General features: G+C 31.0%; 13 protein-coding genes and 2 pseudogenes. 12 read left to right on the forward strand and 3 right to left on the reverse strand.

Going from position 1 to position 16,911, the window contains the following annotated elements; all coding sequences use genetic code 11:
- The 3 genes and pseudogenes from ACFQ1O_RS00045 to porX form a co-directional block, all read right to left on the reverse strand.
- Window positions 1-126, reverse strand: a pseudogene (locus ACFQ1O_RS00045) (alanine dehydrogenase); the annotation flags it as partial.
- A 53-nt stretch (window positions 127-179) separates the two neighbouring features.
- Window positions 180-587, reverse strand: coding sequence for a tRNA (adenosine(37)-N6)-threonylcarbamoyltransferase complex ATPase subunit type 1 TsaE (tsaE, locus tag ACFQ1O_RS00050; RefSeq protein WP_377712007.1), 408 nt, complete (start codon window positions 585-587; stop codon window positions 180-182).
- A 19-nt stretch (window positions 588-606) separates the two neighbouring features.
- Entirely contained in the window at window positions 607-2,154 is a 1,548-nt protein-coding gene (porX, locus tag ACFQ1O_RS00055) for a T9SS response regulator signal transducer PorX (RefSeq protein ID WP_377712009.1), read from the reverse strand.
- A 136-nt stretch (window positions 2,155-2,290) separates the two neighbouring features.
- On the opposite strand from porX, the gene ACFQ1O_RS00060 reads away from it, so the two are divergent.
- The 12 genes and pseudogenes from ACFQ1O_RS00060 to pelF all read left to right on the forward strand — a co-directional run bounded on the left by ACFQ1O_RS00060 (window position 2,291) and on the right by pelF (window position 16,909).
- The gene (locus ACFQ1O_RS00060; RefSeq protein WP_377712011.1) at window positions 2,291-3,517 is read left to right on the forward strand and encodes an HD domain-containing protein; all 1,227 of its coding nucleotides are present in this window, start codon (window positions 2,291-2,293) and stop codon (window positions 3,515-3,517) included.
- Window positions 3,518-3,593: 76 nt separating this feature from the next.
- Window positions 3,594-4,619: a UDP-3-O-(3-hydroxymyristoyl)glucosamine N-acyltransferase gene (lpxD, locus tag ACFQ1O_RS00065; RefSeq protein ID WP_377712013.1), complete on the forward strand. Its 1,026-nt coding sequence runs from the start codon at window positions 3,594-3,596 to the stop codon at window positions 4,617-4,619.
- Entirely contained in the window at window positions 4,612-6,021 is a 1,410-nt protein-coding gene (locus ACFQ1O_RS00070; protein WP_377712015.1) for a bifunctional UDP-3-O-[3-hydroxymyristoyl] N-acetylglucosamine deacetylase/3-hydroxyacyl-ACP dehydratase, read from the forward strand. Before lpxD ends, ACFQ1O_RS00070 begins: the two co-directional genes overlap by 8 nt.
- A 3-nt stretch (window positions 6,022-6,024) precedes the next feature.
- The gene (lpxA, locus tag ACFQ1O_RS00075; protein WP_377712017.1) at window positions 6,025-6,810 is read left to right on the forward strand and encodes an acyl-ACP--UDP-N-acetylglucosamine O-acyltransferase; all 786 of its coding nucleotides are present in this window, start codon (window positions 6,025-6,027) and stop codon (window positions 6,808-6,810) included.
- Window positions 6,811-6,823: 13 nt separating this feature from the next.
- Complete coding sequence (gene efp / locus ACFQ1O_RS00080) at window positions 6,824-7,390, forward strand: elongation factor P (RefSeq protein ID WP_377712019.1); 567 nt, start codon at window positions 6,824-6,826, stop codon at window positions 7,388-7,390.
- A gap of 6 nt (window positions 7,391-7,396) precedes the next feature.
- The gene (locus ACFQ1O_RS00085) at window positions 7,397-8,326 is read left to right on the forward strand and encodes a UDP-3-O-(3-hydroxymyristoyl)glucosamine N-acyltransferase (protein ID WP_377712022.1); all 930 of its coding nucleotides are present in this window, start codon (window positions 7,397-7,399) and stop codon (window positions 8,324-8,326) included.
- Between the two features lie 15 nt (window positions 8,327-8,341).
- The gene (locus ACFQ1O_RS00090) at window positions 8,342-8,752 is read left to right on the forward strand and encodes a nuclear transport factor 2 family protein (protein WP_377712024.1); all 411 of its coding nucleotides are present in this window, start codon (window positions 8,342-8,344) and stop codon (window positions 8,750-8,752) included.
- Between the two features lie 63 nt (window positions 8,753-8,815).
- Window positions 8,816-9,688, forward strand: coding sequence for a succinate--CoA ligase subunit alpha (gene sucD, locus ACFQ1O_RS00095; RefSeq protein ID WP_377712026.1), 873 nt, complete (start codon window positions 8,816-8,818; stop codon window positions 9,686-9,688).
- A gap of 108 nt (window positions 9,689-9,796) precedes the next feature.
- Window positions 9,797-12,769, forward strand: a pseudogene (locus ACFQ1O_RS00100) (M16 family metallopeptidase).
- 90 nt (window positions 12,770-12,859) lie between these two features.
- Entirely contained in the window at window positions 12,860-13,933 is a 1,074-nt protein-coding gene (locus ACFQ1O_RS00105; RefSeq protein ID WP_377712028.1) for a methyltransferase family protein, read from the forward strand.
- A 3-nt stretch (window positions 13,934-13,936) separates the two neighbouring features.
- On the forward strand, window positions 13,937-15,157 hold the full coding sequence (locus ACFQ1O_RS00110; protein ID WP_377712030.1) for a class I SAM-dependent rRNA methyltransferase: 1,221 nt from the start codon (window positions 13,937-13,939) through the stop codon (window positions 15,155-15,157).
- A gap of 216 nt (window positions 15,158-15,373) precedes the next feature.
- A complete protein-coding gene (gene pelF / locus ACFQ1O_RS00115) occupies window positions 15,374-16,909 on the forward strand; it encodes a GT4 family glycosyltransferase PelF (protein ID WP_377712032.1) in 1,536 nt (511 codons plus the stop codon).
- Window positions 16,910-16,911 lie beyond the last annotated feature (2 nt).

Consider the following 16,911-nt stretch of genomic DNA (forward strand, 5'->3'; position numbering starts at 1 on the left):
TTTTTCTTGATAAGAAGTTTCTTTAGGTATACCAATAAAAAGTTCTCCTCTTTTACTGATAATTTCTAATGTTTCTTCTTGTGGTAATAACTGTTGCTTTGAAAAAGGTGATAGCGGATTACTCATTCGTTAAGTTGGTTTAACACCAAATTACAAATAAATTGTTAATTACAATCAATTTACTTAATAATTTCTAGCGTTCTACTGTTATCCTGATTTAAAGATATTTTAATACTCACTGCATCTTCAGGTAATAAATTAGCAATTTTATGAGGCCATTCTACTAAGCACCAAGCATCTGAGTAAAAATAATCTTCTATACCAATGTCTAAAACCTCTTCCTCATCGTCTATACGATAAAAATCGAAATGAAAAACAGTATTGTCAGTTCCTCGATATTCATTTACCAAAGAAAAGGTTGGACTAGACGTTATATCGTTAACACCTAACAGATGTACCAATTCTTTAATAAGAGTTGTTTTTCCAACTCCCATATCACCATAAAACAATAGGGTTTTAGATGATATATGCTCAAGAACTTGTTTGGCTACTTCTGGTAGTTGATTTAGATTATAAATAAGTTTCATAATACAAGTTGTTACAATATTATTTGGGGTCTAAAACAACAAACGGAATAATCATTTCTTCTAAAGAAACACCTCCGTGTTGATAAGTGTTTTTGTAATAACTAACATAGTGATTGTAATTGTTTGGGTAAGCAAAAAACAAATCGCCTTTGGCAAATATAAAAGAACTACTCATATTAATACTAGGCAAATGAATAGTTTTAGGGTTTTTAGCTACCAACACATCTTTATCTTCATAGGTTAAACTTTTACCAGTTTTGTAACGTAAGTTTAAACTAGTATCTCTATTTCCTATTACTTTTGAAGGAGCCTTTACATTAATAGTACCATGATCTGTGGTAATAACTAATTTCATTTTATGCTCTTGTGCTTTTATAATGATATCTAATAAAGGTGAATTCTTAAACCAACTTTGTGTTAAAGACCTATAAGCCTTATCGTCTGAAGCTAATTCTTTAATTACTTCCATATCTGTTTTGGCATGCGATAACATGTCTACAAAATTATAAACAACAACAGTTAAATCGTTAGATACACAAGACTTAAAGTTATTAGCCAATTTTTTTCCACTGTTTAAATTGGTTATTTTGTAGTATTCATGTTTAATATTTAAGCCTAATCTTTTTAACTGAGCTTTTAAAAAGTCATTTTCATGCAAGTTTTTTCCTCCTTCATCAGTGTCATTTTTCCAGAATTCTGGATGTAGTTTTTCCATGTCAGATGGCATTAACCCCGAAAAAATAGCATTTCTAGCATACTGTGTAGCAGTAGGCAAGATACTCATAAACGGTCTTTCTTCTCTTTTTTTGTAATGAGTAGATAAAATGGGTTCAAAGGCCTTCCATTGGTCGTATCTTAGGTTGTCTATGACAATCATTAAAGTAGGTTCGTTTCCTAATTCAGGAACCATCCAATCTTTAAATAAGTTATGAGACATCATTGGAGCATCAGAATCATGATCAAACCATGTAGGGTAGTGCTTGTCTATATACTTACAAAACTCATTATTAGCTTCAGTTTTTTGAGACATTAATATTTCTCGCATCCCATAATCTTCGATGCTTTCTAACTCTATTTCCCAGTAAATCAATTTTTGGTATAACTCAATCCACTCTTCCCATGAATTAATCATGGCTAAATCCATCGCTATTTTTCTGAATTCTTGCTGATAGTTAGAAGTGGTTTTTTCTGATACCAACCTTGAATAGTCTAAATTCTTTTTAATACTTAATAAAATTTGGTTTGGGTTTACGGGTTTAATTAAGTAATCTGCTATTTTAGAACCAATGGCTTCTTCCATAATATACTCTTCTTCACTCTTGGTAATCATAACTACCGGTATATTAGGCCTTTTTATGGCAATTTCGGCTAAAGTTTCTAATCCTGTAAGCCCAGGCATATTCTCGTCTAGAAATATAATATCAAAATTATTTTCTTCAATTAATTCTAAAGCTTCGGCTCCACTTAAACAAGGAGTAACTTTACAGTTTTTCTTTTCTAAGAAAATAATATGAGGTTTTAATAAATCTATTTCGTCATCTACCCAAAGAATATTGATGTGGCTCATGTAATAAAAAGTATTTAAAATTTAGTTACTCAAAACAAATTAAGTAAGTTTGTATGCATTCGTAAAAACACTTTAACAGAAAAATAACAGCATTTTTCTAATAAGAATCTAAAATACTAATTTAAAGTTTAGCTTATTGAATTCTACTCACAAACTTAAGATATTAAACGACCCTATCTACGGTTTTATTACAATTCCCAACGAACTTATTTTTGATGTTATTCAACACCCTTATTTTCAGCGATTAAGAAGAGTGTCGCAAATGGGATTGACATATTTAGTATATCCAGGTGCTCATCATACTCGTTTTCATCATGCATTGGGGTGTATGCACTTAATGAATAAAGCAATTCAAGTATTGCGTTTTAAAAAAATAGCTATTTCAGAAGAAGAAGCTACGGCTTTATTATTAGCCATTCTGCTTCATGATATTGGTCATGGTCCTTTTTCTCATGCTATGGAACACAGTATTGTTGAAGGTATTACCCATGAAGAAATTTCTTTGGCTTTTATGGAAGAGTTGAATAAGAAATTTAATGGTAAATTAAGTTTAGCCATTCAGATTTTTAAAGGAGATTATCCGCGAAACTTTTTCAACCAACTAATTAGTAGTCAGTTAGACATGGACAGGGCAGATTACCTAAAAAGAGATAGTTTTTACACAGGTGTTGCAGAAGGAAATATAAACTCCGAACGTTTAATAACTATGTTAAACGTAGTGAATGATGAATTGGTTGTAGAAGAAAAAGGAATTTATTCTATAGAAAAGTTTTTACTAGCTAGAAGGCTTATGTATTGGCAAGTTTACTTGCACAAGACAAGCTTAGTAGCTGAGCAACTATTAGTAAGGGTACTAAAAAGAGCTAAAGAGCTAACACAAAAAAATATTGATTTAGACGCGAGTAAACCATTTAAATATTTTTTAAACCATCAGATAAATGATACGAATTTTACTTTGGAGCAATTAAAAACATTTGCACTTTTAGATGATTATGATATCATGGCAGCCATGAAATCATGGATGAGTCATGAAGACGTTGTTTTGTCTAATTTGTGTAAGATGATTATTAATAGAGATTTGTTAAAAATATCGATTAGCTCGAAGTCTATTTCTAAAGAAGATTTTAACAAATTAAAAGAGGTTACAAAGAAAAAATACGATTTAGAAGATTATGAAGTAGAATATTTTGTGTTTAAATCGTCTGTAAGTAATCAAGCTTACGATTCAGATAAAACAGCAATAAATTTATTGATGAAAAATGGAGACGTTATAGATGTTACCGATGCTTCAGATCATTTAAATTTAAAAACACTGGCCAAGCCAGTTAAAAAATATTTTGTTTGTTACCCTAAAGAATTATAAAATTTAGAAAATAAAATAAGCGTCTATTTTCATTAGAACTTCAATTTACAAACTCATTTTTATATATTTGCCTTTAATGGAGTTTACAGCAGAACAAATAGCCGGTATATTAGAGGGAGAAATCCAAGGAGATCCTTTAATTACCGTATCTACTTTGGCTAAGATAGAAGAAGGTACTCAAGGAGCCTTAACTTTTTTAGCAAATCCAAAGTACACACAATATATATATACTACTCAAGCATCTATAACAATAGTTAACAAGGACTTTGAGCCCGAAAAAGAGATTACAACTACTTTAATAAAGGTAGAAGATGCGTATAAATCTTTTTCTAAGTTATTAGAGTATTACAATCAGGTAAAAAATAATAAGGTTGGCATAGAACAACCTGTTTATGTTTCAGATTCGGCTACATACGGAGAAAATATTTATTTAGGAGCTTTTGCATACTTAGGTAATAATGTAAAAATTGCAGATAATGTAAAGATTTACCCAAATGTTTATATAGGTGATAATGTAACCATAGGTAGCAATACTACGTTGTTTGCAGGAGCAAAAGTATATTCTGAGTGTGTTATAGGAAATAATTGTACCATACACTCTGGAGCAATAGTAGGTGCAGATGGTTTTGGATTTGCGCCAAATGAACAGGGAGAATTTCAGAAAGTACCACAAACAGGTAATGTTATTTTAGAAGACAATGTAGATATAGGTGCTAATGCAACTATAGATAGGGCTACATTAGGATCTACAATAATTAGAAAAGGAGTTAAGCTAGATAATCATATTCAAATTGCTCATAATGTTGAAATTGGTAAAAATACTGTTATAGCTGCTCAAACAGGTGTTGCTGGTTCTACTAAAATAGGAGAAAGTTGTATGATTGGAGGGCAAGTTGGTATTGTAGGACATATTACTATTGGTAATGGTGTAAAAATACAGGCTCAATCTGGAATCGGTAGAAACGTAAAAGATAACGAAGTACTACAAGGATCTCCAGCGTTAAATTATGGCGATTATAACAAATCATATGTTCACTTTAAAAATTTGCCTCGTTTAGCAAATAAAGTTCATCAATTAGAGAAAAAAATAAATAATGACTGATTTAAGTATCGAAAAAAAGCAACGAACAATTGCTAAAGAGATAACTTTAACCGGAGTAGGTTTACACACCGGAAAACAAGTAACATTAACATTTAAACCTGCAGAACCAAACCATGGTTATGCATTTTGCAGGGTAGATTTAGAAGGAGCTCCCATAATAGAAGCAGACGCTAATTATGTAGTAAATACTCAAAGAGGAACAAACCTTGAAAAAAAAGGCGTTCAGATACAAACATCAGAGCATGTGTTAGCAGCTCTAGTAGGTTTAGAAATAGATAACTGTTTAATTGAATTGGATGCTTCTGAACCTCCTATAATGGATGGTTCTTCTATTTATTTTATTGAAGCATTAGAAGAAGCGGGAATTGTAGAACAAGACGCGCAACGTGAAGAATATGTTGTAAAAGATGTTATTTCATATAAAGACGAAGAAACGGGTAGTGAAATTATTATCATGCCTTCAGATGAGTACCAAATAACTTCTATGGTAGACTTTGGAACCAAAGTTTTAGGTACCCAAAATGCTACGTTGAATAAAATTTCTGATTTTAAAAAGGAAATTGCTAGCTCTAGAACTTTTAGTTTTTTACATGAGCTAGAAATGTTGTTAGATCATGGCTTAATTAAAGGTGGCGATTTAAATAATGCTATTGTTTATGTAGATAAAGATATATCTGAAGAGACAATGGGCAAATTAAAAACTGCATTTAATAAAGACAATATAGCAGTAAAGTCGAATGGAATTTTAGATAATTTAACTTTACATCATCCTAATGAAGCTGCAAGGCATAAGTTGTTAGATGTAATAGGAGATTTAGCTTTAATAGGTACTCGAATTAGAGGTAAAATAATAGCAACTAAGCCTGGTCATTTTGTAAATACTCAGTTTGCAAAGAAAATGGCAAAAATTATAAAAATAGAGAAGCGAAATAACGTACCTTCTTACAATTTGCACTTACCACCCTTGATGGATATCCATAAAATAATGGATATGCTACCTCATAGACCTCCATTTTTATTAATTGATAAGATTATAGAAATGTCAGACACCCATGTGGTAGGAGTGAAAAATGTTACCATGAATGAGCCTTTCTTTGTAGGGCATTTTCCTGGAGCTCCTGTTATGCCAGGTGTTTTACAAATAGAAGCTATGGCACAAACAGGAGGTATTTTAATATTAAGTACTGTTCCAGATCCAGAAAACTACTTAACCTATTTTATGAAAATAGATAATGTTAAGTTTAAGCAAAAAGTATTACCTGGAGATACATTGGTGTTTAAATGCGATTTAATCTCGCCAATACGTAGAGGAATATGTCATATGCAAGCCTATGCTTATGCCAACGGAAAAGTTGTAGCTGAAGCAGAAATGATGGCACAAATTGTTAAACAAAAGAACTAATTTATGAATCAGCCACTAGCATATGTACATCCGGGAGCTAAAATAGCTAAAAATGTAGTAATAGAGCCTTTTACTACTATACATAACAATGTTGTTATAGGAGAAGGAACTTGGATAGGATCTAACGTAACCATTATGGAAGGGGCTCGAATAGGGAAAAATTGTAATATTTTTCCAGGAGCAGTTATTTCTGGTATTCCTCAGGATTTAAAATATAATGATGAAGATACTACTGTAGAAATAGGAGATAATGTTACTATTAGAGAATGTGTTACTATTAACAGAGGTACTACAGATAAAATGAAAACAGTTATTGGTAATAATTGTTTAATTATGGCGTACTGTCATGTCGCTCATGATTGTATTGTAGGTGATAATTGTATTTTTTCTAATAATACAACTTTAGCAGGTCATATAACTATTGGAGACAATGTAGTTCTAGCAGGTATGGTGGCTGTGCATCAATTTTGTTCTGTAGGAAATCATGCTTTTGTTACTGGTGGAACTTTAGTAAGAAAAGATGTTCCTCCTTATGTGAAAGCAGCAAGAGAACCTATTTCATATGTTGGAATTAATTCTGTAGGTTTAAGACGTAGAGGATTCTCAACAGAAAAAATAAGAGAGGTTCAAGATATTTACAGAATATTATACCAAGGAAAACATAATAATAGCCAAGCTGCTGCTGTTATAGAAGCAGAGATGGAAGCAACACCAGAAAGAGATGAGATTCTTCAGTTTATAAAAAACTCAAAAAGAGGAATCATGAAAGGATATTTTAAAACCAACTAAAAAAAGAGAAATTATGGCAGATACGTCAGATATTAGAAATGGGTTATGCATACGTTATAACAGCGATATTTATAAAATTATAGAGTTTTTACATGTAAAGCCAGGTAAAGGTCCTGCTTTTGTTAGAACTAAATTAAAAAGTGTAACTACAGGTAAAGTAATAGATAACACATTTCCATCAGGAAGAAAGCTTGACGATGTTCGTGTAGAAACACATAAATATCAGTTTTTATATCCAGAAGGAGATACTTTTCATTTTATGCATACTGAAACATACGATCAGATAACATTAGAAAAGCAATCATTAGACGCCCCAGGATTGTTAAAAGAAGGAGAAGTAGTATCAGTATTAATTAACAGTGAAGATAGTATGCCACTATCTGTAGATATGCCTGCAAGTGTTATTTTAGAAGTTACCCATACAGAGCCAGGTGTAAAAGGAAATACCGCTACCAATGCTACCAAACCTGCAACAGTTGAATCTGGAGCAATAGTAAATGTACCTTTGTTTATAAATGAAGGAGATAAGATTAAAGTAGAAACAGCTAAAGGTACATATAAAGAAAGAGTTAAAGAATAATTTTAAATGAAGTTTCCTCAAAAACATACTTTAGAACAGATAGCTACAATAATTGATGCCGAATATGTAGGAACTCACGACTTTCCGGTTTTAGGAATGAATGAGATTCATGTAGTGACTCCAGGTGATATTGTTTTTGTAGATCATCCCAAATATTATAAAGCGGCTTTAAAATCTGCTGCAACTATTGTTTTAATAAACAAAAGAGTAGAATGCCCTGAAGGTAAAGCTTTGTTAATATCAGATGATCCTTTTAGAGACTTCAATAAGTTATCTAAGTATTTTAAACCGTTTATAAATGCAGATAAATCTATTGCAGATTCTGCTATAATAGGTAGCAATACAATTATTCAACCCAACGTATTTATCGGCAATAATGTAACCATTGGGGATAATTGTCTTATACATGCCAATGTTAGTATTTATGACGGAACTGTTATAGGTAACAATGTTACGATACACTCGGGTACTGTTCTTGGTGCTGATGCTTTTTATTATAAAAACAGACCAGGTTATAGAGATAAGCTAATTTCTTCTGGTAATGTGGTAGTAGAAGATAATGTAGATATTGGCGCAGCTTGTACTATAGATAGAGGTGTTTCTGCATCTACCACCATTGGTGCTGGAACTAAAATAGACAATCAGGTACAAATAGGACACGATACTATTATTGGTAAAAAATGCCTATTTGCATCTCAAGTAGGTATAGCCGGATGTGTAGTAGTAGAAGATGAAGTAATTCTTTGGGGACAAGTAGGTGTTAAAAGTGGTATTAATATAGCTAAAGGTACAGAAATTTTTGCACAGTCAGGATTAGGTCATTCTACAGATGAAAATAAAAAGTATTTTGGTTCTCCAGCTACTGAAGCTAGAGAGCGTTTTAAAGAAATGGCCTATATTAAGAGATTACCTGAGATTATTAAAAAGATTCAATAATTAATTACCAAAACTATGAGCTCAAAAGAATTTGTAAAGTCGTTTTATGAATCAGATTTTTATAAAGATCCTGAAATCTTAAAAGGATTTCTTCATCCAGAATGTGAATTGTTTTGGAGCAGTAGTTCGGGATTTGTAAAGTTTAATTACGACCAAATAATAGAACATGGAGTTCGCATTTCTGAATCTTTTAAAGAGTTAAGAGCCGATATTAGCCATATCATAGCAGAAGATAATTTTGTAACTGTTCGTTATACGTATTATGCCGTTTCTTTTGAAGATCCGGAGGAAGAATTCTGTTTGGCTCACTTTATTTCAATTTGGGAAGTTAAAGAAGGTAAGTTGTTTAGTTGCCATGAAATGAGTCAAATGGCAGATGAATTAGCAGTAGATAACAACGCTTATTTAGCTGTTAAAGTTTCCTAATTTATTAGGTAAAAATTAAGTAGAAAAAATTACATTTGTAACAATATTAAAAAAACTAAAAAAATGAGTGTTTTAGTCAATAAAGATTCTAAAATTATAGTACAAGGTTTTACAGGAAGTGAAGGAACATTTCATGCAGGTCAAATGATCGATTACGGTACAAACGTAGTTGGTGGAGTAACACCAGGTAAAGGAGGTCAAACTCACTTAGGAAAACCAGTTTTCAATACTGTAGAAGAAGCAGTAAATAAAGTAGGCGCAGATACTACAATTATATTTGTACCACCAGCTTTTGCTGCTGATGCAATTATGGAAGCTACTGATGCTGGAATTAAAGTAATTATAACTATTACAGAAGGAATTCCTGTAGCAGATATGATTAAAGCTAACGCTTATGTAAAAAATAGTGGAGCTAGATTAATAGGACCTAACTGTCCAGGTGTAATCACTCCAGGTGAAGCAAAAGTTGGTATCATGCCAGGTTTTGTATTCAAAAAAGGAAATGTAGGAATTGTTTCTAAATCAGGAACCTTAACTTACGAAGCTGCAGACCAAGTAGTACGTGAAGGTTTAGGAATTACAACTGCAATTGGTATTGGAGGAGATCCTATTATTGGAACTACTACTAAAGAAGCTGTAGAGTTGCTAATTAACGATCCTGAAACTGAAGCTGTAGTTATGATTGGTGAAATAGGAGGGCAATTAGAAGCTGATGCTGCTAACTGGTATAAGGCAAGTGGTAGTAAAAAACCAGTTGTTGGTTTTATAGCAGGAGAAACTGCACCAGCAGGAAGAACAATGGGGCATGCAGGTGCTATCGTTGGAGGTTCTGATGATACAGCTCAAGCTAAAAAAGCGATCATGAGATCATGTGGAATTCATGTAGTTGATTCTCCAGCAGAAATAGGAGCTAAAGTAGCAGAAGTTATCGGGTAATTCATCTGATTTCTTTTTGTAATAAAATTCGTTAAAAAACGTTATCTATTCGGATAGCGTTTTTTTTATTGCTATTTTTATTCGATTTAAAAAAATTAAATTTTCATTATGAAAAAACTAACCGTAGTTTTAGCACTTGCCCTAGCATTGGTAAGTTGTAAAGACAAAAACATGAATTCTGTTGCAGACAAAAAAGAAGTTGCAGTAGAAAACCATACTGATACGAAAGGTTATGAGTATGAAACCGTTACTAACGATCCAACAGGATTACGTTTATATACCTTAAAAAATGGTTTAAAAGTATATTTAAGTAAAAATACAGACGAACCAAAAATACAAACTTTTATAGCTGTAAGAGCTGGTTCTAATTACGATCCTAAAGAGTCTACTGGTTTAGCTCATTATTTAGAGCATATGGTTTTTAAAGGGACTCATGAGATAGGAACTTTAGATTGGGAAAAAGAAAAAGAGTATTTAAAACAAATATCAGATCTGTATGAAGCTCATAGGGCTGAAAAAGATCCTATTAAGAAAAAAGAATTATATAAAAAAATAGATGAAATTTCACTAGAAGCATCTAACCATTCTGTTGCTAACGAATATGATAAAATGATTAGCTCTCTTGGTGCAACAGGAACAAATGCTCATACATGGTTTGAAGAAACAGTATATAAAAATAAAATACCAGCTAACGAATTAGAAAAGTGGCTACATGTAGAAAGTGAGCGATTTAGCGAGTTAGTATTACGTTTGTTTCATACTGAATTAGAAGCAGTTTTTGAAGAGTTTAATAGAGGACAAGATAACGATTGGAGAAAAAGTTATAAGGCTATGCTTGAAGGATTGTTTCCTAACCATCCATACGGACAGCAATCAACAATAGGAACGTCAGAGCATTTAAAAAACCCTTCTATGGTTGATATTCATAATTACTTTAATAAATATTATGTGCCAAATAATATGGCTATGGTATTAGTAGGTGATATTGATTTTGATAAAACTATAGCAATGGTCGATGCCTCTTTTGGTAAAATGGAAAAGAAAGAAGTTGTACATCCAGAATTGCCTAAAGAAGAGCCTATTACAGCTCCTGTAATCAAAGAAGTATTTGGTCCTACAGCAGAAAATATTTCAATTGCTTTTAGATCTAATGCAATAGGAACTAAAGAGCACAAATTATTGACTATGGCTGATATGTTATTGGCTAATGGTAAAGCAGGTTTGATAGACTTGAATTTAAATTAAAATCAAACAGTACAAAGCGCTGGATGTTCACCAACGTTTTTGAATGATTATGGTTATCATAATTTTACTGGTTCTCCTAAAGAAGGTCAAACTTTAAATGAGGTAAAGGATCTATTATTAGCTCAAATAGAAAAATTAAAAAAAGGAGAATTTGATGAGTGGATGCTTGAAGCAGTAATTAATGATATGAAATTATCTGAAACCAGACAATATGAAAATAATTCTGCTCTTGCTTCTGCATATTATAATGCTTTTATACATAGACAAGATTGGAAGGATAAAGTTAATTTTTTAAACGAATTAAGAAAAATAACTAAAGATGAGATAGTAGCTTTTGCTAATGAGTTTTACAAAGATAATTATGTAGTAACTTATAAACGTAAAGGAGAAGATAAAAACATTTCTAAGGTAGAGAATCCGGGTATAACACCTGTTAATTTAAATAGAGGTAAACAATCTGAATTTGTTGAAAACTTTAACAAGAAGGAGTCAGGTAAATTAGAGCCATTGTTTATAGATTACAAAAAAGAAATTCAAACTAAAAAATTGGCTAACGGAGTAGAGTTATCTTATATTAAAAATAAAAATAACGATCTTTTCGACCTTAATATAATTTTTGATATGGGTAAAGACCATAATAAAAAATTAGACTTAGCAGTTGGTTATTTAGATTATTTAGGAACTGATAAGTATACGCCAGAAGAAATTAAAAAAGAGTTCTATAAATTAGGAGTTAGTTATTATGTTTTTGCAAGCGATGATAAATCTTACGTAGGTTTAAGAGGTTTGAAAGAAAACTTACCTAAAGGATTAGAATTGTTAGAACATTTATGGGATAATGCTGTTTCAGATCAAGAAACATATAACAAATATGTAAAAAAAATAGCTAAACAACGAATTGATAATAAAACTCAAAAGGGCAATATTTTATGGAATGGTTTGTATAGTTATGGTAAATATGGAGAAGAATCTAGATTGAGAAACATTTATCAATTAGATGAATTAGAAGCCATGAACCCTAAAGAGTTGGTTTCTTTAGTTAAAGGAATGAAAGATTTTAGCCAACGTATTTTTTATTACGGAAAAGATGTAGATAATGCAGTTAATGCCTTAAATACATATCACAAAATAGCACCTGAACTAAAAGAATATCCAAAACCTGTTGAGTATGTAGAAAATAATACTGGCGGGAATGTGTTTTTTGTAGATTATGACATGGTGCAAGCAGAAATGTTATTGTTGGCAAAAGGTGAACCTTTTAAAGCTGAAAATATGGCTGCTTCTACATTGTTTAATTCTTATTTTGGAAGCGGCTTATCATCTATTGTTTTTCAGGAAATTAGAGAGTCTAAATCGTTAGCCTATTCTGCTTTTGCTAGTTACCAAAATGCAAGTGAAAAAGAAAAAAACAACTATGTTATGGCATATATGGGGACCCAAGCTAACAAAATGGAGCAAGCTGTAAATGCTATGATGGATTTAATGAATAATATGCCAGAAGCAGAAGAGCAGTTCAATGCAGCTAAAGAGGCTGCGTTAAAGAAAATTGCAGCTCAACGTATTACCAAGTCTAATATTTTTTGGTCTTACGAAAGGTTAAAGAAACTAGGTATAGATAATGATAATAGAGAAGTTATGTATAATACTATTAAAAACATGACTATAGAAGATTTAAAAACTTTCTTTGATAAAAACATTAAAGGAGAAGAGTATAATGTTATGGTTATAGGTAATAAGAAAGATGTAGATATGGACGCCCTAGCAAAACTAGGAAGAGTGCAAGAAATGGATGTAGATTACTTATTTAATTACAAGACTAAAGAAATAAATCCATAAGCATAAAATATATTTTTAAACGCCTTCTGAATTAGAAGGCGTTTTTTATTAAAAAAAGTTACTTTTACGTCTATTGTTTTAGTTAGTTTTATGAGTAAAGTAATAAGTGTAAAAATTAGAATAAAATACATAATACTGTTGTTTTTAGTATGGGGTAGTATTATTGCTTTTCTATCTGTTAATAGATACTTTGTAGGATTCTATGGAGATTTTCATTTAACCTTTACTAATTTAATACTTGAAAAAAAATTTCTGTACTCTACTCAAGGAGTACTTTTTGAATTGCTTTCAATATGTTCGATAATTATTTTGTTAGTACCTATACAAATAGATTTAAAAAGCACTAGAGTCTATCAAATAGTTACAGGACTTTATAAAATAATTAAACATATTGGTAAAGGTGATTTAACGAAGTCTTTTAGTTTAGAAAAAGAAGAAAAATTATCATTACTAGTTCTTTGTGTTAAGTTTACTTTTTTACCCTTATTGGTAAACTTTATGTATCACAACATAAAAAATCTATTACATCATTTAAGTAAATTTTCAGGTGATTGGTTAAGTATTTTATCGCCAGAAATATTTTGTCTATTCACATTTAAAGTTCTTTTTTATTTAATTCTATCAATAGATACCGTTTATTTTGTATTTGGGTATTTAGTTGAGTCTAAAAAACTAAAAAGCACGATAAAGAGTGTAGAACCAACTCTATTTGGTTGGATAGTTGCATTAGCTTGTTACCCACCATACAATGAATTGTCTAGTTGGTTTTTGGGTTGGCACTCTAATGATTTTGCAACATCGTCTAACACAACACTAAATTACATATTAAGTATTTTGTCAATATTAATGTTCACCATATATGTTATGGCTACAATTAATTTAGGTGCAAAGGCCTCTAATATGACTAACAGGGGTATTGTATCTAAAGGAGCGTATAGTATTGTTAGGCACCCAGACTATATTTCTAAGAATATAGCTTGGTGGTTAATGGGTATACCTTTTATTGCAAATTATGGTTATATAGCTGTTCTTAGCTTAATAGCGTGGTCTTTTATTTACTATTTACGAGCAATAACCGAAGAGAAACATTTATCGCTAGATAGAGAGTATATAGAATATAAAAAGAAAGTTCCTTATAAGTTTATACCAGGAATATATAAATAATAAATGAATATTTTACCAGAAATTACTACTAAAACCATCGCATTTAAGTTGCGTGCTAAGGCGGAGCGTATGATTAAAAAGAAACATCCTTGGGTGTTTGAAGATAGTATCGTAAAGCAAAGTATAGATGGAAATGCAGGAGATGTTGCTGTAATTTACGACCATAAAAAGAATAAATTTTTGGCCTGTGGTTTATACGACCCTTTTTCTCCAATAAAAATTAAAATGCTTCATTTTGGAAAAGCAACTAAAATTGATTCGTTTTTTTTTAAAAGCAAAATTCAAAAGGCTTTTGAGAAAAGGGCCGAACTTTTAAAAACAGATACGAATAGTTATCGCTTAATATATGGAGAAGCAGATGGTATGCCTAGCTTCATTGCAGATGTTTATAATAATGTTTTAGTTATTAAATTATATTCTGCTATTTGGTTTCCTTATTTAAATGATTTGTTAACAGTCTTAGTTGAAATAACCTCTTGTAAAACAGTTGTCTTGCGTTTAAGTAGAAATGTAGCCAAACTTAAAAATAATTTTGGTTTAAAAGACGGGCAAGTTATTTATGGAAAGTTAGATAATAATGTAGTAGAATTTATGGAACATGGAATTCATTTTTCTGCTAATGTTATTTATGGGCATAAAACAGGTTATTTTTTAGACCATCGAGAAAATAGAAGGAGGGTAGGCTCGTTGTCAAAACATAAAACAGTATTAGATGTTTTTTCTTATGCAGGCGGCTTTTCTGTTCATGCATTGGCCAATGGAGCAAAAGAAGTAACGAGTTTAGATATTAGTAGTCAGGCATTAAAGGTAGCTGAGCAGAATGCAAAATTGAACAAATTTTCTGGTGTTCATAAAACTATAGCAGCAGATGCATTTAAAGGGCTTCAGGAACTTATAAATCAGAAAAATAAATTTGATATAGTAATAATAGATCCACCATCTTTTGCTAAAAGTGCTAAAGAAATAGAAAGAGCAAAGCATAGTTATGAGCGATTAGCTAATTTAGGATGTAAATTAGTAAATGACAATGGAATTTTAGTGTTGGCTTCTTGTTCATCAAGAATTGTTGCAGATGATTTTTTTGCTATTTGCGAATCTAGCCTGCAAAACAATTCTATTCAATATAAAATACTAGATACTACATTGCATGATCTAGATCATCCTGTAATATTGAGTTTTCCAGAAGGAGCATATTTAAAATGTCGTTATTATCAATTTAATTAAGTTTGTTATTGTAAATAATTCGCCAAATATTTGTTAAATATTAGAAACATGTGTAAATTTAAGTCTAGATTACACACAATCTTTCATTTTACCTTACTCTAGTGCGTCTTTTTATAAGGCATCATTTCCCCTTTAAAATTTCTCATCCCAAAACAATAGTTTTTAACATTTACAATTGAAATTCTTAAAACATTTCAATGCGATAAATCTAGTGTAATGGAGAACAAAAAGAGAAAGGTGTTACTCATTTTAGAAGGTACATATCCCTTTTCAGGAGGAGGGGTTTCTACTTGGGCACATATGCTATGTAATCAGGTTTCTAATGCATCATATACATTATACAGTATTAATGCTAACCATGAAACGAAATATAAATATGAGTTGCAAAATATAGATCAAGTAATTCAGGTTCCTATTTGGGCTCCTCAAGAACCAAGAGAATATATTAATTACTCATCTTGTTCTTATTCTAGTTTTATTATAAAGAAAGAATCGACATCTAATAGGGCTATTAAAAAACAGTTTTTACCACTATTTAAGTCATTATTATACATTATTTATCAAAATAAAAAATCAAGTTTACAACTGTTTGATTTGACACTTTACAATATGTGGCTTTTCTTTAAAAAATATGATTATAAAGCAACTATGCAAAATGAGTTTGTTTGGGAAACATACTGTGAAACCATCAAAAAAATCAACTCTCATTATAAAGATGAAATTAGTATACAAGATTTAACTATAGGATTGCGATGGATTTATCGTTTTATTATGCCTATATCTATAGATGTGCCTCAAGTAGATATTGCTCACGTTACTTTAGCAGGATTTCCTATAATTCCTGCTTTGGTTGCACAATATAAATATAAAGTACCTATTGTTATAACAGAACATGGCGTTTTTATTAGAGAACGATTGTTAGCAATTAATGGATCAGCATATTCATATTTTTTAAAAAAGTTACTCATCCAATTTTCAGAACGTATTACTCAGTTAAGCTATTATAAAGCAGCAAAAATATTGCCTGTTAATGCGTTTAATATGAAATGGGAGAAAAAATATGGAGCAGAGCAATTTAAATTAAAAACCATTTATAATGGCATTGATCATTTAAAATTTATACCTAGAAAAAAGCCAGCATACTTAATGAACACACCTATTGTAATTGCTGCTGCAAGAATTTTTGAGCTAAAAGACTTAAAAACAATGATTCGCTCTTGTTCAGAGGTGAAAAAAGTAATTCCTAATGTTAGATATATTGTATATGGAAATAAAAATGCAGTGCCAGAATATACAAAACAATGTGAGCAACTTATTGAAGAATTAAATGTGTCAAAAAACTTCATTCTTGCAGGTTTTCATAGCAATCCACATATGTTATATGCAGAAGGAGATATATCGATACTTACATCAATTTCAGAAGGGTTTCCGTATACAGTACTAGAAGCTATGAGTTGTGGTTTACCTGTAGTAGCTACAGATGTAGGAGGGGTTTCTGAGGCAATGAATAGTTCTTGTGGATTTATTTGTAAACCAAAAGACTATAAAGCCATTGCTAATAAGGTAATTACACTTTTGCAAAACAAAGGTTTGAGAAAACAAATGGGATTAAATGCTAGAAAAAGAATTGAAGAAAACTTTACAATTAACAATTTTATTTCAGCTTATGAAGCTGTATATAATGAAGTAATTCAGCAACAAAATAGAGATGTCCAAAGTCTATATAAGAATGTGGTAAAAGAAGCCTCATAAAT

The sequence above is a fragment of the Pseudofulvibacter geojedonensis genome (assembly GCF_042675745.1).
GTDB lineage: Bacteria > Bacteroidota > Bacteroidia > Flavobacteriales > Flavobacteriaceae > Pseudofulvibacter > Pseudofulvibacter geojedonensis.

Coding starts and splice junctions, on each gene's coding strand:
- tsaE (WP_377712007.1), bottom strand. CDS start 587: ATGAAACTTATTTATAATCTAAATCAACTACCAGAAGTAGCCAAACAA.
- porX (WP_377712009.1), bottom strand. CDS start 2,154: ATGAGCCACATCAATATTCTTTGGGTAGATGACGAAATAGATTTATTA.
- lpxD (WP_377712013.1), top strand. CDS start 3,594: ATGGAGTTTACAGCAGAACAAATAGCCGGTATATTAGAGGGAGAAATC.
- ACFQ1O_RS00070 (WP_377712015.1), top strand. CDS start 4,612: ATGACTGATTTAAGTATCGAAAAAAAGCAACGAACAATTGCTAAAGAG.
- lpxA (WP_377712017.1), top strand. CDS start 6,025: ATGAATCAGCCACTAGCATATGTACATCCGGGAGCTAAAATAGCTAAA.
- efp (WP_377712019.1), top strand. CDS start 6,824: ATGGCAGATACGTCAGATATTAGAAATGGGTTATGCATACGTTATAAC.
- ACFQ1O_RS00085 (WP_377712022.1), top strand. CDS start 7,397: ATGAAGTTTCCTCAAAAACATACTTTAGAACAGATAGCTACAATAATT.
- ACFQ1O_RS00090 (WP_377712024.1), top strand. CDS start 8,342: ATGAGCTCAAAAGAATTTGTAAAGTCGTTTTATGAATCAGATTTTTAT.
- sucD (WP_377712026.1), top strand. CDS start 8,816: ATGAGTGTTTTAGTCAATAAAGATTCTAAAATTATAGTACAAGGTTTT.
- ACFQ1O_RS00105 (WP_377712028.1), top strand. CDS start 12,860: ATGAGTAAAGTAATAAGTGTAAAAATTAGAATAAAATACATAATACTG.
- ACFQ1O_RS00110 (WP_377712030.1), top strand. CDS start 13,937: ATGAATATTTTACCAGAAATTACTACTAAAACCATCGCATTTAAGTTG.
- pelF (WP_377712032.1), top strand. CDS start 15,374: ATGGAGAACAAAAAGAGAAAGGTGTTACTCATTTTAGAAGGTACATAT.